Origin of the sequence: Flavobacterium nackdongense, from assembly GCF_004355225.1 — a bacterium.
GTDB lineage: Bacteria > Bacteroidota > Bacteroidia > Flavobacteriales > Flavobacteriaceae > Flavobacterium > Flavobacterium nackdongense.
This window is the reverse complement of record NZ_CP037933.1, coordinates 3,169,072-3,187,339: the sequence shown is the minus strand read 5'-3', so window position 1 is coordinate 3,187,339 and position 18,268 is coordinate 3,169,072. Positions and strand designations below refer to the sequence as shown.

Genomic DNA, 18,268 nt, shown 5'->3' with positions numbered 1-18,268 from the left:
TATGTTGAAATTAATAATATGTTTATTTGATTAATTGCTTAATCGGTTAATTGTTTAATTGACTAATTGGTTAATTTTTATTTTTTTCCTAACCGATTAATCTTTTTCTAATCGATTAACCCTTTCCCCAACCGATTAACCTTTTTCTAACCGATTAACCCTTTTTCTTTAATGTTTCTTTATTATTGATTTGATATTTGTAAAGTGAATTTAGCTTATTTAAAATTGTATCTAATTTTATCCGAAGTGCTGTATATTTCATTTCATCAATATACCCCATATCTAATGCCGTATTCAAATGATCAATTGTTTCTAAACCGGTCGCATAGGACATATTTGTAAAATGAGCCTGATCAAAATTAGATGCCCTACCTGAACCCTCAGCTAAATTTGTTGAAATACTTCGTGAAGATCTATTAATTTGGCTAGTCAATTCAAATCTTTCCTCTTTAGGAAACGACCGACTCATTAATTTTATATCAATTTTATACTTTCTTGCCAATTGATAAACCTCTAATTTTTCAAAAGAATAAGTATGATAGTTCATTTTAAAAAAGGTTAACTGCTTAATCGGTTAACTGGTTAACTGTTTCTATGTGATTGAACTTTTGAGTAGTTTAACTGTTTAATTGGTTAACTGTTTCGTAAAAAATTAAATTTCTTCTAACCGATTAAACTTTTCCTAAACGACTAACCTTTTCCTAAACGATTAACCGATTAACCTTTTCCTAACCGATTAACCCTTTACCTACAAAGCCACCTTTTTCACCTGATCCACATGCTCCACAAACCAATCATAGGTCATTTGAATCCCTTGTTCCAAATCTACTTTGTGCTTCCAGCCTAATTCGTGCATTTTGGAGATATCCATTAATTTCCGGGGAGTCCCGTCAGGTTTCGAGGCATCCCAAATGATGTCTCCCTGATGCCCAGTAATTTTTTGGATAGTTTCGGCCAATTGTCTAATGGTCAAATCCACTCCGGTCCCCACATTATACAAATAATCTGGCAATTTATTTTCTAAGGCAAAAACCACTGCTTCGGCCATATCATCTACAAACAAAAATTCTCGTAGTGGCGTACCGCTGCCCCAAAGGGTCACTAGCGCATGATTATTTATTTTTGCTTCGTGAAATTTACGCATCATCGCAGGAAGCACATGCGAAGTGTTCAAGTCGAAATTGTCGTAGGTGCCATACAAATTGGTAGGCATCAGACTAACGTAGTCCTTGCCAAACTGTTTTCGGATCGCCTGACAGGCTTTGACCCCGGTAATCTTGGCAATGGCATACCATTCGTTGGTGGGTTCCAACTCACTAGTTAGCAAACAATCCTCTTTCAATGGCTGAGGAGCCAATCGCGGATAAATACAAGAACTACCCAAGAAAATAAACTTTTCAATCCCCGCTTGCAAAGCCGAATCAATCAAATTGTTTTGGATGAGCATATTTTCCATAATGAATTGGTAGGGATAATTATTGTTGGCCAAAATCCCTCCCACTCTGGCCGCAGCATCAATAACAACCTCGGGCTGCTCTTTAGCCATAAACTCTCGAACCGCCAATTGATTACGCAAATCCAATTCAGTGCTCGAAATACCAATCAGGTTGGTATAGCCTTTTGCGCTCAAGGTTCTCCAAATCGCAGAACCTACCATCCCACGATGCCCAGCGATATAAATTTTTGAGTTTAAATTCATAATCTTATTAATTTTATGTTAATTCAACTTGCTGAATAGTAATTTACTGACTGGTAAAATTAGCCAGCCCACCAACAAGCATTTATAGACCAAATCATCATCATAGCATCCGAAAAGCCTATGGCTTCGCCCTTCCAACTCACAGAATCGTTTGTTGTTGAGGCTGGTCAAATGAAATGCAAATATAAAAAACTAACCCACATTTATACTATCAAGAGGCTATTTAATAACAATAAAAATCCAAAAAGTTAAAAACAAATTATTACAAAAAAAATTGGCAAAAATTGATTAACCATTGCAATTTACTGACCATAAGTTTATTACAACAATTAATTATCGATTTCTCAAAAAAACCAGAAAAAAATAGCAAAATAGCAAACTTTTTTAAAATTATCATCACTAAGCCCGTAATTGTAGCATAATTAGGTATGAAAATAAAAATCACAATCAACTCCCTCATTCTAAAACCAACCACCTCCTAAAGAGCAAAGCAAATCCTTAGCCACCACATACAACACCCCCTTTTTATAATAAGCATAACAAAAAACAACTGCAACCCCTATCCCGAAACTCGTAACTCTCAACCTGAAACCTGAAACCCGCAACCTGAAACCTGCTATCTGCAATCTGTAATCTGCAACCTGCAATCTACAACCTGCAACCCGTAACTCGAAACCCGCAACCTGTAATCTGCAACCCGCAACCTGAAACCTGCAACCTGAAACCTGCAACCTACAATCTGCAACCTGAAACCTGAAACCTGAAACCCGCAACCTGAAACCTGCTATCTGCAATCTGTAATCTGCAACCTGCAATCTACAACCTGCAACCCGTAACTCGAAACCCGTAACTCGAAACCCGCAACCTGTAATCTGCAACCCGCAACCTGAAACCTGCAACCTACAATCTGCAACCTGCAACCTGAAACCTGAAACCTGCAATCTGCAACCTGCAATCTGCAACCCGCAACCTGCAATCTGCAACCCGCAACCTGCAATCTGCAACCTGCAATCTGCAACCCGCAATCTGCAACCTACAACCTGCAACCTCAACATTCACCAAAAATTTGTACATTGGCATACCAAAAAAACAACCCAAAAAAATGACACCAGCAACCATCCTACTCTTGATTACCGCCTATTTTGGCATTTTGTTTTACATTTCATTCCACACCAGTAAAAACAATAGCGGCAACGATGCTTTCTTCAAAGCCAATAAAAACTCAAAGTGGTACTTGGTGGCATTTGGAATGATCGGAACCGCCCTTTCAGGAGTGACTTTTATTTCGGTTCCGGGTGAAGTCGGCGCAGCAAGCGGCGAACAATTCAAATATTTTCAGTTTGTGATCGGAAACGCTCTCGGATTTATCATTGTTGCTACTGTTTTACTGCCTTTGTATTACCGAATGAACCTGACTTCAATCTATGGTTACATCGAAAAACGCCTCGGACATTATGCGTACAAAACTGCAGCAGCCATATTCTTGGCGAGTCGAACCATTGGCTCCTCCTTCCGATTGTATTTAGTGGTTATTGTGCTGCAACGATTTGTATTCGATTATTATGGAGTTCCGTTTGCCGTGACGGTTTTACTTTCGCTGGCACTCATCTTTTCTTATACCTACAAAAGCGGCCTAAAAACCATCATCATCACCGATGCGTTGCAGACTTTTTTCTTAGTCACTTCGGTATTTCTGACGATTTATTTCATTTGCGATAGCCTTAATTTAAGTGCAATAGGGGCATTTGAAGAAGTAAAAAACAGTAATTATTCCAAGATATTTTTCTTTGATGATTTCCTGACCAGTAAGTTCCACTTTGTCAAACAAATCCTTGGAGGGATGTTTGTCACCATCGCCATGGTCGGCCTAGACCAGGATTTAATGCAGAAGAATTTGAGTTGCGCTACCATTGGCGAAGCCCAGAAAAATATGTTCAGCTTTACGGGAATATTTGTTTTAATCAATATATTTTTCCTAAGTGTGGGAGCCCTGCTTTATATTTATGCGGAGAAAAATGGGATTAGTGTCCCAACAGATTTGGTCACCAGCAAACCACGAACCGATTTGCTTTTTCCGGAAATCGCTTTTCATCATTTAGCCATAGTACCCTCAGTAGTATTCCTTTTGGGATTAACAGCAGCAACTTTCGCCACGACCGATTCAGCCCTAACAGCGCTCACCACCTCTTTCTGTGTCGATTTTTTAGGTATGGACAAAGCGGAGAACCTTAACAAACCCAATATCGTCCGCACCCGACATATCGTGCACCTTAGCTTTTCCTTCTTAATGTTCTTAGTAATTATCTTTTTCAATGCCATCAACGACAGCTCAGTGGTGGGAATGATTTTCAAGGTAGCTTCGTACACTTACGGACCTTTGTTGGGCTTATATACGTTTGGCTTGTTGGTAAAATCGAAAAACGTCAGCGACAAATGGGTGCCCCTCATTTGCATTTTATCACCTATACTAACGCTAGTACTAAGTGAAAACTCCGCCAAAATATTCTTTGGATACGTCTTTGACAATGAGCTCATCATCATCAACACTCTAATCACTTTTATTGGTTTGTACCTCATCAGCAAACCGGCCGTTGAAGAAACAAGATTCTAATAAAAACAAACGGCAAAAGTTGCAACAACCTTTGCCGTTTCATTCCATACTGAGACGAAGTCTCGACTGATGTCCCACTGTGCAAAGCTACGTTTGAAATGAAACTATCTAAAACACTAGTCTATTTGTCAGTCCGTAGGAGTCTCAGCGCACTAGAGAAATCTGCTGCACAAGGACTCCCCGCCACCTAATCACTTTTATCGGTTAGTACCTGATCAGCAAACCGGCTGTTGAAGAAACCAGATTTTAATAAAAAACAAACGGCAAAAGTTTCAAAAACCTTTGCCGTTTCATTCCATACTGAGACGAAGTCTCGACTGATATCCCACTGTGCAATATCCAAGCTATCATAAAAAAATCCAAAACACAAGCCTCTTTGTCAGTCCGTAGGAGTCTCACGACACAATAGTAATCCGATGCACGAGCTCTCCCTACTTACAAAATCACTTTCATAGGCTTACACCACATCAGCATGCCGGCTGTAAAAGAAACGAGATTCTAATAAAAAACAAACGGCAAAAGTTTCAAAAACCTTTGCCGTTTCATTTATGAACCCCAATGCAAATTTGAAGATCAAAACCCAGTTCAATACTGATTAGTCGCCAACAAAACCAAGGTACAGGCTACCTCAACGTTGATGTTATTCAATTCTAATAACTGATAAAACTCGGGATTCTCCGTTCCAGGATTAAAAATCACGCGCTTGGGTTTCGACTCGACGATATAATTGTAATAATCCCGTTGACGAGCAGGATTCAAATACAAACTGATTGTATCGATATTTTTTAATGGAATCGCTTTAGTTTGAATTTTCACACCCGCAACTTCGCCTGCATTTTGACCGATAGCCAAAACAGCATGTCCTTTGGCTACCAGCATCGAAATGGCTTTATAAGCATATTTGTCTGGCTTAGCACTCGCCCCTAAAACCACAGTTTTTTTGTTTTTCATAGTCTATAATTGTATGCCACAAAGGTAGTCAAAAAAGAGGAAAGGGAAATCAATTTAAAATGATTGTCAGGGCATTCGCTTTTAAAATTTGCAAACACGAATTGCACGAATTAATAGTAATTCAACTAGAATAAAATTAAAATTACACCCTTGTTTAGGAGTTTGGATTCTTCTTCCGCCTTCCTCTTCCACCTTCCATCTTCCTACTTCCCACCTCGTATATCGTACCTCGTACTTCCTTATCACACCCAACGGGAGGATTGTACTATAAACTTATTAAATATAACTCGTTGGGTGAAATTATTAAATTTTTAGAAATAGTAAAATTGAAACGCATAGAATCATAGAAAAAAGAGTTGGATAGCCCAGTTCTTGGGTTCACATAGCTATGATTTACTAAAATCAAGCGAAGCGTCTTAATAAAATTAATAAAAAACTATGATTCTATGTGTTTAAAAAAATTAAATTGAATTACACCCAACGGGTTAAATATAATTACAAAAACACCACTGCAATCTGAAATCTGCCACCTGCAATCCCCCAACCCCGCTGCTCGAAGTCTCATTTGGCTTGAAACAATCCACAACACAAGTCCTATTTGTCAACCCATTAGAGTCTCACCAAACAAGAGCATTCCAAAACACAAGTCCTATTTGTCACCCTATAGGAGTCTCACCAAACAAGAGCATTCCAAAACACAAGTCTATTTGTCACTCCGTAGGAGTCTCATCACACAAGAGTAACCCAAAACACAAGGCTATTTGTCAGTCCGTAGGAGTCTCACCACACCTGAGTAATATACTGCTCGAGATCTGCCTACTCCCATCATCCATCACCCATCATCCATCATCCATCTACACAAAATAAAACAAAAATGAATAACAACCAAATCTCATAAAAGCCTACTTTTGTACCGACAAAACAACACCTATGGATTTATTCATCTATTTATTTGCTGCGCTATTTTCGGTCTTAAACCCTATCGGAACAGTGCCTATTTTCGTGGGTCTCACCCATTCCGACACCAAAAAAGAGCGCTCCCGTATTTCACTATGGACCGCGATAGATGTCTTTATCATTCTGATTGTTTCCTTTTTTATCGGACAATACGTGCTGAGCTTTTTTGGCATTAGCATTGAGGCACTGCGCATAGCGGGTGGAATCATCATTGTAAGCTCGGGTTTCTCCTTGCTTTCAGGCAAGTTCAACAAAAAACGAGGTATCAATAAAAAAGCCGAAACCGAAGCCCAACAGCGAAACGACATAGCATTAACCCCGCTTGCCATTCCCATGCTTGCTGGTCCGGGCTCCATATCCTTGCTCATTGCCTTTTATCAGGAACACCATGCTACAAACGAAATTATTATTTCCTGTTTGGCCATTTTTGCCATAGCCATTGCCATTTTCATCATCTTGAGAAGCGCCCATTATCTTGCGAAAATACTGGGAACATCGGGAATTGTAGCCATCTCGAGAATTGTCGGATTCATTGTCATTGCCATCGGAATTCAATACATTGTCAGCGCAATAATCACGATCATCAAAGGCAATTTGCTCTAACAATCTCGGCCTATTATTCTTTGGGTAAGAATATTTCGGCCATCATACAGCGGGCACTCCCTCCGCCGCAAGCCTCGATGGTATCCAAGCTCGAACTCAAGATAGTCACATGCTCTTCGATTTGGGCAATTTGCTTTTTGGTCAAACACTGATGCGCCGATTGGCTCATTACTAAATAGCGTCTGTCGTCAGCTCCTTTTACTTCGAGCATATTGCCTGCAAACGAATTGACTTGATCTTCTGTAATGAATATGATTTCTTTTTCGTCTCCTTTCAAACTATCCAAAACCATTTTTCGCTCTTTCTTGTCATCGATACAATCGGCACAAATCACCGCAAAGGTATCACCAATGCACATCATCACATTGGTATGATAAATCAATTTGCGTTCCCCATCAACCGTTTGAAAGGCTTCAAAAATTACGGGAGAATATTCGAAATCTTCGCAAAATTCGATGAATAATTCTTCGTCAGCTCGAGGCGATAAGGCGCAATAGGCTTTACCATTTTCTCGATCTAACAGAATACTTCCTGTTCCTTCGAGAAAAAAATGATCCTCTTCTGCCGAAGTATAATCCATAATTTCGTTGATCACAAAACCCTCCTCTTCCAGAACATCCAGAATATCTTCTCTGCGTTCTGCTCGTCGATTTTCGGCAAACATCGGATACAAAACCACATCGCCACTTTCGTGAAAGGAAATCCAATTATTGGGAAAAATACTGTCAGGCGTGTCAGGCTGAATAGTGTCATCGACGACGGTCACATCAACCCCAACCATTCGAAGTTTAGTGACAAAAGCATCAAATTCTTCCTGCGCCTTGGCATTTACCGTTTCTTTTGACAGTCCATCGAGGACTTTTTGGTAATAATTATTGACTGCCGTTTGTTCGTTCATTCGAAACGCCACGGGGCGAATCATTAAAATAGAATTGGTGGTTTGATTCATGTTTTTATATATTTAATTTGTAGAGACGTTGCATTGCAACGTCTCTACAACAACGTCTCTACAACAACGTCTCTACAACAACGTCTCTGTTACAACCTCTCTGCTACAACGTCTCTGCTACAACGTATCTGTTACAACCTCTCTGTTACAACGTCTCTGTTATAACCTCTCTGCTACAACGTCTCTGTTATAACCTCTCTGCTACAACGTCTCTACAAATAATTAATCTCTAATCAAAGGTAAGGTAGAACATCTTAACAACCCTTCTTGTTTGGCGATTTCAGCATAGGGAATTTCCTCAACCACAAAACCGTTTTTTCGCAACCATTTATTCAATCGTGTAAACTTGCGTTCTGAAACCACCACATTCGAATCGATAGAAAAAACATTCGAATTCATATGATACATTTCCTTTCTGCTAATGTGAAACAGATTCTCTTCACGAAATAAATCAAGCAAAAATAAATAATCGGCTTCTTCCCTGAAACCGCGTTTGTATATGATTGCTTTGTTATCGCCCACAGGCTGAAAACAACAATCCAAATGCAAGGCATTGTCCCTAGCCTCTATTTTTGATTTGATCAAATCGAATTCCTTGACTTTTTTATGGGGAAATAAATCTTTGATGTATTGCACCCCTTGCACATTGGTTCTGGCGGTTATATAATCCTTATAGTCACTGCCTTTGTAGGTACCGATGAAAATATAATCGTTCCACAACATCACATCTCCGCCTTCGATATGCACTTCTTCGGGTGGGCTAACTACTTTGGCAGGATTGATTTGGTCAATTACATACTGAATAGCTTCCACCTCCCGAGCTCTATCAGGTAAAATATTCGATTTTATAAAAACATCATCGATGACAAAGCCAATATCTCTGGTAAAAATCTGATTGTAATTTTCCCTAATCTCCGGGCGAAAAACGCGGACTCCATATTTTTCAAAAACCCGATGGAAAGCGTCCATTTCGCGAATCATATCGGCCTCTTTGGGATAAGTACCAGCTAAGATATGTTCCAATGATTTGGGGTCATAGGCTTCTTCGGCAGTTGGCGTTGGCCCATTGCTATTGGCAATGCCCAGAACAACAGCTCGCAATCTTGAAGTCTCATTTTTTATGTTTAATGCTAACATAGTAGGGATTTTGGTTTTGCCAAAGATAAAAAAGCCCCTCGAATAAGAGAAGCTTTGTTTATTCTATTTTTATAACCAACCGAAAATAGTTTTTCGTGCGATCAAATCCAGTTTTCTACACCAAAACTCAGGTATTTCAAAACAAATAAATTGCCCACAGCTTTCGCTTAACAAATGGATTACCTACAGCTTTAGCTTAAAATGAATTGCCTACGGTTTTAGCTGAATTGCCTACAGCTTTAGCTCAACTGATGAATTGCCTACAGCTTTAGCTGTAGGAAAACAAAACAATCCAAAATACAAGTCTATTTGTTACCCGCTATACGAATCGGAGCGATCTGGATAAAAAAGCGCCGTCACTTCGAGTGATTTTGAATAGTAATGCGACAGCTTTACTATTCAAAATTGTATCGAGAAGCCTTTTGAAAGCTAGGGTTCTCCATACAATTTTTAAAGCATTACGCTTTTGTTATAATCTTAATATTTATCTAGCTTTAAAAATCGAACTGACGTACTATTAACGTTATTCTTTACCCACACGTCACTTCGAGTGATTTTGAATAGTAATGCGACAGCTTTACTATTCAAAATTGTATCGAGAAGCCCGCTGAGCGAAGCCTCCCGACTTCGTACCCCGCTGCACAAATCCCTCCTTCTGCTACCTTATAAGCCACAATTAATACAAAAAAACCACTCCGAAGGAAGTGGCTCTAATGCTTATAAAATTGAAATTATCGTTTTTCCATAGCTACAAAAGATCGCAAAGGAGAGCCAGTGTAAATTTGTCTTGGTCTTCCTATGGGTTCTTTGTTCAATCTCATTTCTTTCCATTGCGCAATCCAACCTGGCAATCTACCAATAGCGAACATAACCGTAAACATATCAGTAGGAATGCCTAAGGCGCGGTAAATAATACCAGAATAGAAATCCACGTTAGGATATAATTTTCTGGAGATAAAATACTCGTCGGCCAAGGCCAATTGTTCTAATTTTTTGGCAATTTCCAAAATAGGATCATTCACACCCAAGGTACTCAAAACCTCATCGGCAGCTTTCTTGATAATTTTGGCTCTAGGATCAAAGTTTTTATAGACACGGTGTCCAAAGCCCATCAATCGGAAGGAGTCGTTTTTATCTTTGGCTTTGGCCATGTATTTTTCGGCATCACCGCCATTGGCATGAATTTCTTCCAACATTTCAAGCACGGCTTGGTTGGCTCCCCCGTGTAATGGTCCCCAAAGTGCAGAAATACCCGCAGAAACCGAAGCGAATAAACCAGCATGAGAAGAACCTACCATTCGCACTGTTGAGGTAGAACAGTTTTGCTCGTGATCGGCGTGCAGAATGAACAATTTATCTAGGGCTTCAACCACAACGGGATCGGCCTTGTAAGGTTCTGTTGGCAATTTAAACATCAATTGCATGAAATTTTCAACATAGCCAATAGTGTTATCGTAATAATTCAAAGGATAGCCTAAGCTTTTTCTATAGGTCCAAGAGGCAATTACTAGAAACTTGCCCAATAGCTTACAAACCGCTTCATACAATTCGTCTGGGTGTTCCGGATTGACAGCTTTCGGATTGAAAGCAATCAAAGCGCTGGTCAAAGCCGACAGTACTCCCATTGGGTGAGCGGTGGTCGGAAAACCATCGATGATGCTCTTCATCTCCTCATTGACCAAAGTATATCTTCTAATATGGGTCTCGAAATCTAGAACCTGAGCTGCAGTAGGCAATTCGCCGTAAATTAGCAAAAAGCAGACCTCAAGAAAATTGGACTTTTCAGCCAATTCTTCGATGGAATAGCCTCTGTAATGCAAAATACCTTCTTCTCCATCTAGGAAAGTAATTTCGCTGGTACACGCTCCCGAATTTTTATACCCTGGATCTAAGGTAATAGCTCCAGATATATCCCTTAATTTGCTAATATCGACAGAGAGTTCATTTTCCGTTCCAACATAAATTGGCAACTCGTAAACTTTTCCGTCAATTTCTAATTTCGCTGTTTTTGACATGGTCTTTGGTAATAAAACTTTAATAAATTATTTCTCCAAATTTAGGCAATTACAAACGAATTAAAAAATGAAATTCTCAAAGAAAATGTTAAAAACCAAAAAAAAAGCCATTCACTTGACGCAAATGGCTTTTTAATAAAAATAGTGCGATTATTTTATTTTAAACGCATTTTTACCAGGAAAATACGCGGTATTTCCTAATTCTTCTTCAATTCTTATCAACTGATTGTATTTTGCCATACGATCAGAACGCGAAGCCGAACCTGTTTTTATTTGTCCACAGTTCAAAGCCACCGCTAAGTCAGCAATCGTATTGTCTTCTGTTTCTCCCGAACGGTGCGACATTACTGAAGTATAACCCGCATTTTTAGCCATATTTACAGCTGCAATGGTTTCAGTTAAGGAACCAATTTGGTTTACTTTTACTAGGATAGAATTGGCAATGTTTTTCTCAATTCCAGTAGAAAGACGCTCTACATTAGTTACGAATAAATCGTCTCCAACCAATTGTACTTTGTCTCCAATTCTTTCAGTTAGCATTTTCCAACCGTCCCAGTCGTTTTCGTCCATACCATCTTCGATAGAGATAATTGGATATTTCGCAGCCAATTCAGCCATATAGTCTACTTGCTCTGCAGAAGTTCTGATTTTTCCTGTTGGCCCTTCGAATTTAGTATAATCGTATTTACCATCAGAATAAAATTCAGAAGAAGCACAGTCTAAAGCGATCATTACCTCGTCACCAAAAGTGTATCCAGCCAATTCAACTGCTTTTTTGATAGTATCCAAAGCATCTTCCGTTCCACCAGCCAAGTTGGGAGCAAATCCACCTTCGTCACCTACAGCAGTACTCAAACCTCTATCGTGCAACACTTTTTTAAGATTGTGGAAAATCTCAGTTCCCATTTGCAAAGCGTGAGTAAAAGAAGTTGCTTTTACCGGCATAATCATAAACTCTTGGAATGCGATAGGCGCATCAGAGTGAGAACCACCATTGATGATATTCATCATCGGAACTGGCAAGGTGTTAGCAGAAACGCCACCAACATATCTATACAAAGGCATACCCAACTCATTTGCTGCTGCTTTGGCAACGGCAAGTGAAACACCAAGAATGGCATTGGCACCCAATTTTGCTTTATTTGGAGTTCCGTCCAATTCGATCATCGTTTGGTCGATCAAGTTTTGTTCGAAAACAGAAGTTCCAACTAATTCCTCAGCAATTACTGTATTTACATTTTCAACCGCTTTAAGAACTCCTCTTCCTAGAAAGTTTTTCCCTCCGTCGCGTAATTCTACTGCTTCGAATTTACCTGTAGAAGCTCCAGATGGAACTGCTGCTCTTCCTAATACTCCGTTTTCTGTAACCACATCTACTTCTACTGTAGGATTTCCTCTTGAATCGAAAATTTGTCTCGCGTGAATTTTAACAATAATACTCATTTTTTTAAATTTAAATGTTGAAATATAATTTATTTAGTTACAAATATACAATATCCTTAATTAAGAGAAAATTAAAAAAGTGTAATCTTATTAACGAAAACGATATACTATTTTAAAAATAAAGCAGTTGGACAATTTTAAAACAACCCGTAGGATGAAATTCAATTTGTAAAGTTTTTTAACCACATAGATTTTGTGATTTTTAAAAGACGTTTCACTTTAGTAGAGAAAACATAGCTATGCGAACCCGGGGATTGGGCTATGCAACTCTTTTTTTCTATGTTCCAATAACTATCGGAACTATGTGGTTTCATTTTTTATTGAATCGATTAATTGAAAATTGATTAATTACACCCAATGGCTTAAACTATTTTGATCCCTAATGTGAATTTTTTACAAAACAATTCATTTTTACAAAAAAGGACAGCCAAAAAGAGTGGTGAAATCAACCCCATACCAAGGCCCCATCAAAGCCCTATCAAAGCCCTATATAGCGTATGGAATCGGTATTCTTATAGTAACTATATAGTAACTTTATAGTAACCTTATAGTAACCTTATAGTAACCTTATAGTAAGTATATAGTAACTATTATCCTACCTTCATTAACGATCCATTCATACTAAGTACATACCCTATTCATCTTCAACAGATATCCATTTTTACAGCATTCCACTTCGATGAGCTCCTCGCTGAACTTATTACTAACTTTTAACCATTAAAAAAAGTAGCCTTTCTATCCATAGAGAATACTTTTTTTTTCAATTCGCACATTTAAATAGTACTTTTGCAAACTATTGAAAAAAATATGAGCTTTTTAGAAGAAATACAACGTAGAAGAACTTTTGGAATTATTTCGCATCCCGATGCGGGTAAAACAACATTGACAGAAAAGCTACTCCTTTTTGGTGGCGCTATCCAAGAAGCGGGAGCCGTTAAAAGCAATAAAATCAAAAAAGGAGCCACGAGCGACTTTATGGAAATTGAACGCCAGAGAGGAATTTCGGTTTCGACTTCGGTTTTGGCATTCAATTACAAAGAGAAAAAAATAAACATTCTCGATACACCCGGACACAAGGATTTTGCTGAAGATACTTTTAGAACCCTAACCGCTGTCGATAGTGTGATTGTGGTGATTGACGTAGCCAAAGGGGTCGAAGAACAAACCGAGAAGCTAGTCGCTGTATGTCGTTTGCGAAACATCCCCATCATTGTGTTCATCAACAAATTGGACCGAGAAGGAAAAGATGCTTTCGACCTGATGGACGAAGTAGAACAAAAACTCGGATTGACGGTAACACCCTTGAGTTTCCCGATAGGTATGGGCTATGATTTTCAGGGAATTTATAATCTTTGGGAAGAAAACATCAACTTATTTAGCGGAGACAGTCGCAAGAATATTGAAGAAACCATTGCTTTTCAGGATGTAAAAAGTCCGGAATTGGAGAAAATTATTGGCGAAAAGCCCGCTTATAAACTTCGAGAAGAACTCGAACTGATCGATGAAGTCTATCCTAAATTTGACCGTCAGGACTATTTGGACGGAAAATTGCAACCCGTATTCTTTGGCTCAGCTTTGAATAATTTTGGTGTTCGCGAAATCTTGGATTGTTTTGTAGAAATTGCCCCATCACCAAGACCCAAAGATTCCGAAACGAGATTGGTAGACCCAAAAGAAGAAAAAATGAGCGGATTTGTCTTTAAAATCCACGCCAATATGGATCCCAAACACCGTGACCGTTTGGCCTTCATCAAAATTGTTTCGGGCACTTTCGAAAGAAACAAACCCTACTACCACGTTCGCCAGAAAAAGAATTTAAAATTCTCGAGTCCGAATGCCTTTTTCGCAGAGAAGAAAGAAATCGTTGACATCTCCTATCCCGGCGATATTGTAGGATTGCACGATACCGGGAATTTCAAAATTGGCGATACGCTGACCGAAGGCGAAGTGATGAGTTTCAAAGGAATTCCGAGTTTCTCACCGGAACATTTTAGATACATCAACAATGCCGACCCATTGAAAGCTAAACAATTGGACAAAGGGGTAGATCAATTGATGGACGAAGGTGTAGCACAGTTGTTTACACTCGAAATGAACAACAGAAAAATCATTGGAACCGTGGGAGCACTGCAATACGAGGTCATTCAATACCGATTGGAGCACGAATATGGAGCCAAATGTACTTACGAAACCTTTCCGGTGCACAAAGCATGTTGGGTAAAACCAAATGATCCTAAAAGCGAAGAATTCAAAGAATTCCGTAGAATTAAACAAAAATTCTTGGCACATGATAAATACGTTCAATTGGTTTTTCTGGCCGATTCCGATTTCACCATCCAAATGACACAAAGCAAATACCCCAATGTGAAGCTGTTCTTTACCTCGGAATTTGAATAGAAAAAGTTTTTTGACTCTTGTATTAGATTAAAAACAACAAGCCGACACCCTAATAAACACAAAACCCTGCTCCAAAACGGGAACAGGGTTTTTATATTTGGACAAGCTTCGTTCTTATCCTTGAATTTTCTTGCTGTGCATCGCTCTGAACTTCATAAAGACAAAGAACAAACCTACTAGAGCTAAAACCCATAGATAGTCATCGATAGGCGCTGGAGGATCTGAACTTTCTAAACCGCCGCCTGTATCATTATTACCTGGCTGAGCAAACGCAAAAAAGGTGGAACAGAAGAAAACGACAGCGATACAATATTTTAAAAGGATATTTTTCATCTTTGATTCTTTATAAAGGTTTTTAATTCGCTACTTTTTTGGTTACTTCAGAGTTGTCATCCCCGCGAATTTGAACGATCAAAACCTGATTTGACGCTTTCAAATTGCTTATTACCGCTGTATTAGACTTGACTTCTTTTTGTTCTGCCAGAAGTCTACCTTGAACATCATAGACTTTGATTGAGTAGATCGCTTTGGCGCCTGAGTTGACATACAAACTTCCTTTATTTTTGTATACCCATACAGAATTGTTATTTGTAGTTGACGCTGGGACTTTCAAAGTTTTCTGATATTTCAAAGTAAATCTAGTATTATCAACACCAGCAGTAGCAGCGAAAGCATAACTTGATGTTTTCAAATTAGTTTCAATGCCAGTTTTGTTGTCAAAAAGATAAATGTCTTGTGCTGTGGCAAACAAACCATCAACGTGGTCTATGGCAATAGTAAAATTACCATCACTAGCGGTTTTAAAGCCCAAAGGAACTACATCGGTTCCATCAAATGGTAGACTTCTTCCTTGTACAGCAAATTCTTCATTGCCTATTAAAGAGTTCAAAGCGGTTGGGCTATCATTGATGTAAGCACCATCAATTGCAGGATCTATTTCCATAGTTGCTCCAGTCATGTAGGCCAATAACATTTGGTTTATTGGAGTAGTATCAGCCAAAAGATTCAACCAGATTCTATTTTTTTCTATTTGTTTGGTTTTGAAAAACTGATTGGTAGTATTGGCAATACGCATGGCATTAGTAAACTTCAGCGTGGCCTTTGTGGCTTTAACAATAAACCCTTGTCCAACTGAAATAAAATCCGTATTCGCGTAGGGATGCCCGTTATTTAGGGTACATCCAGCGGTGGTACAAGTGGAGTACGACGTACTGTTGGTTGCGTCATTTCTTTTTCTCCAGAAATACAATGGCCCTGAAATATTACTGCTGTTCCCTAGAATAAAATTATCCATAATTAAAGCAGATGGGTAAGGATTTCCTACGGCATTATACTTATTTCCAGCGAGTGACATGGTATAAGTGATGTCCCCATTATTTGGAGTTCCAGAAAAAGTTCCTGTCCAAGATGCCGGAATAGAGGGCGGTGAGGCTACATAATCTACCCAACTGTTTGGCATACGAATTAAGTAGCCTTTGGCGAGACCAAAGCTAATTCCATTGGAAACTGAGTTGTATACATCTGAAGTTGTATTGTATTCATAAAATCGATTGCTTAAAGTCAAAGGCGAAAACCCAGCTAAAGTTTGAGTTCCGGCAACTGGTGACGACCAGAGTGTATAATCCAATCGAAATAAAGATGAACTAGTACGATTTACATTAATATTTCCTAAATTAATAGAACTTTTGTTGGTTTGAATCAGATTGGCATTGCTGCTTAAAGTAAAACTGCTTCCAGATGCTACAATTATTGGTGCGTTTAGTGTTACGTTATAACCTGATGGAATGGTAACAATCGCTCCACTAATTACGGCCAAAGTACAGGCATTAATATTGGCAGGTTGACTGTAATCACCTGAGATAATTGCCGCGTAAGTTCCGTTCGTAGGTGCTCCATTATCCCAAGAACTTCCGTTCCAAATAGTAATCAAACTACAATCACAATACGAATAAGTTGCAGCGGGGTCTTTAGTCCAGTATGTTGATGGACTTTGCAAGGGATCAATGGTTGAAGCTTTAAGAGTTGCAGCATCCACATTATCGACAAGAATACACGATAGTGAAGAATTTGCAGCACATTCGAAATTAACTAAATTAGTCAATCCTCTTACATCTAAACCTGTTAATACATTACCACTGCAGTAAAATTGATTCAAATTTGTTAATGCACTTACATCTAAGGAGGTAAAAGCATTATCGTCACAATCTAAATAGTCCATATTTGTATTGGTACTTAAATCCAAAGAGGTTAAGTTGTTTTTCCAAACGATCAAAGTTACTAAATCCGTCAAGCCCGTGATATTCAAACCTGTCAAATCATTGTCTTCTAAATCAATATATCTCAGATTAGGCAGCACACTAAGATTTAAGGAACCTGTAAGTAAATTACCAGAACAATATAGATCTTTTAAACTTGAAAAAGCTTCTATCCCAGTAAGATTTGAAATATTTTTGCCGCTAATATCTAAAGAGGTTAAACTGCTTATATTACCGGTAAAAACTTTATTATCAAGAGTACAATCTAAATTTAAATCAATCAATGCCTGTTCGAAATTTAGGTCAGGAATAGCAGTTGTTGGTCCACCAGAAATAACGGTATACGAATAATTAGGACCACTGTTGTTATTCAAATTGATGGTGTATAGATCAGCATTAGTCCCATTAGTTGCCACATTTGAATCGCCGGCTGTAAACAAATAATACGAAACATTTGCTCCTAAAGCATTTATAAAGGAAGGAATTGTTCCTGTAAATGTGGTTCCAGAACCCGTAAGTTTCACAACGGTTGAATTAATATAGCCATTAGTTGTATAGCGCAAATAAACCGCTTGCCCAACGGCTAAATCCCCATCTAAAGTGGCTGTAATTGTTGTAGAATGACATTCCGTTACACTACTAGCCAATGGTGATTGAGTTACAGCAGTTATACTTCGAACTGCGCCTTGAACTTCAAAAAAGACAAAAGTTCCAGTTGGATTTGTTCCCGCATTCAAGGTTTTGAAAACGTAATTGTAGGAAGCATTGGGTACATTGTATTTCATTGCGCCATTTGTTGTACAAGCAGTGTTTAAGGAGTAGGTTGCATTAGGAATTACATCTACATCACTACCGGGAGTAATGGTCAATTGAGATGTCGTTCCGCCCCATTCTACTCCAAATCTAAAATATTTCAATCCAGGGGAAACCGATTTTGTCAATCCATACGTTCCCGACGCACCTGAACCCGTAGTTAAACCCAAATAATTAAAACCAGCATTACTAGGATTGGGACAATTACCGCCCCAACCTGATGCAAAATCACTGCCAACAAGCGCATTTTGACCAAAAGTTGCAGCAAAAACAGAAAGAAATAAGTACAAGAAATAATTCCGATTTAGGATTTGATTACAATGTTTCATATAATTAATTAGATTTTGTAATAAAAAAAATTATTCGCTACTGTATTTTTTAAACTGAGAAACAAACAACTTTAGTTTGTTCAATAAAAATAATTATTTTATTTAAATT

At 38.5% G+C, this 18,268-nt stretch carries 12 protein-coding genes; 3 read left to right on the top strand and 9 right to left on the bottom strand.

All coding sequences use genetic code 11. From position 1 onward, the window contains the following. Positions 1-154: 154 nt before the first annotated feature. Positions 155-547 (bottom strand): four helix bundle protein, encoded by a 393-nt coding sequence (locus tag E1750_RS13595; RefSeq protein WP_133277307.1) that lies wholly within the window; start codon positions 545-547, stop codon positions 155-157. Positions 548-748: 201 nt separating this feature from the next. Continuing rightward, on the bottom strand, positions 749-1,699 hold the full coding sequence (locus E1750_RS13590) for a GDP-L-fucose synthase family protein (RefSeq protein ID WP_133277306.1): 951 nt from the start codon (positions 1,697-1,699) through the stop codon (positions 749-751). A gap of 1,102 nt (positions 1,700-2,801) precedes the next feature. On the opposite strand from E1750_RS13590, the gene E1750_RS13575 reads away from it, so the two are divergent. Continuing rightward, the gene (locus E1750_RS13575) at positions 2,802-4,310 is read left to right on the top strand and encodes a sodium:solute symporter (protein WP_133277305.1); all 1,509 of its coding nucleotides are present in this window, start codon (positions 2,802-2,804) and stop codon (positions 4,308-4,310) included. 585 nt (positions 4,311-4,895) lie between these two features. Here the strand turns inward: E1750_RS13575 and E1750_RS13570 are convergent. Next, a complete protein-coding gene (locus E1750_RS13570) occupies positions 4,896-5,261 on the bottom strand; it encodes a CoA-binding protein (protein WP_133277304.1) in 366 nt (121 codons plus the stop codon). 930 nt (positions 5,262-6,191) lie between these two features. Between E1750_RS13570 and E1750_RS13565 the strand changes: the two genes are divergently transcribed. Beyond that, positions 6,192-6,821 (top strand): MarC family NAAT transporter, encoded by a 630-nt coding sequence (locus E1750_RS13565; RefSeq protein ID WP_133277303.1) that lies wholly within the window; start codon positions 6,192-6,194, stop codon positions 6,819-6,821. A gap of 13 nt (positions 6,822-6,834) precedes the next feature. On the opposite strand, the gene ctlX is transcribed toward E1750_RS13565, so the two are convergent. The 4 genes from ctlX to eno form a co-directional block, all read right to left on the bottom strand. Beyond that, a complete protein-coding gene (ctlX, locus tag E1750_RS13560) occupies positions 6,835-7,770 on the bottom strand; it encodes a citrulline utilization hydrolase CtlX (RefSeq protein WP_133277302.1) in 936 nt (311 codons plus the stop codon). Between the two features lie 222 nt (positions 7,771-7,992). Beyond that, on the bottom strand, positions 7,993-8,907 hold the full coding sequence (locus E1750_RS13555) for a dimethylarginine dimethylaminohydrolase family protein (RefSeq protein WP_133277301.1): 915 nt from the start codon (positions 8,905-8,907) through the stop codon (positions 7,993-7,995). Positions 8,908-9,638: 731 nt separating this feature from the next. Beyond that, positions 9,639-10,922: a citrate synthase gene (locus E1750_RS13550; protein WP_133277300.1), complete on the bottom strand. Its 1,284-nt coding sequence runs from the start codon at positions 10,920-10,922 to the stop codon at positions 9,639-9,641. Positions 10,923-11,072: 150 nt separating this feature from the next. Then, the gene (gene eno / locus E1750_RS13545; protein WP_133277299.1) at positions 11,073-12,365 is read right to left on the bottom strand and encodes a phosphopyruvate hydratase; all 1,293 of its coding nucleotides are present in this window, start codon (positions 12,363-12,365) and stop codon (positions 11,073-11,075) included. Between the two features lie 807 nt (positions 12,366-13,172). Here eno and E1750_RS13540 point away from each other — a divergent pair. Beyond that, complete coding sequence (locus E1750_RS13540; protein ID WP_133277298.1) at positions 13,173-14,762, top strand: peptide chain release factor 3; 1,590 nt, start codon at positions 13,173-13,175, stop codon at positions 14,760-14,762. Positions 14,763-14,876: 114 nt separating this feature from the next. Here E1750_RS13540 and E1750_RS13535 read toward each other — a convergent pair whose 3' ends face one another. Continuing rightward, a complete protein-coding gene (locus tag E1750_RS13535) occupies positions 14,877-15,095 on the bottom strand; it encodes a hypothetical protein (RefSeq protein WP_133277297.1) in 219 nt (72 codons plus the stop codon). A gap of 22 nt (positions 15,096-15,117) precedes the next feature. After that, complete coding sequence (locus tag E1750_RS13530; protein ID WP_133277296.1) at positions 15,118-18,159, bottom strand: T9SS sorting signal type C domain-containing protein; 3,042 nt, start codon at positions 18,157-18,159, stop codon at positions 15,118-15,120. Positions 18,160-18,268 lie beyond the last annotated feature (109 nt).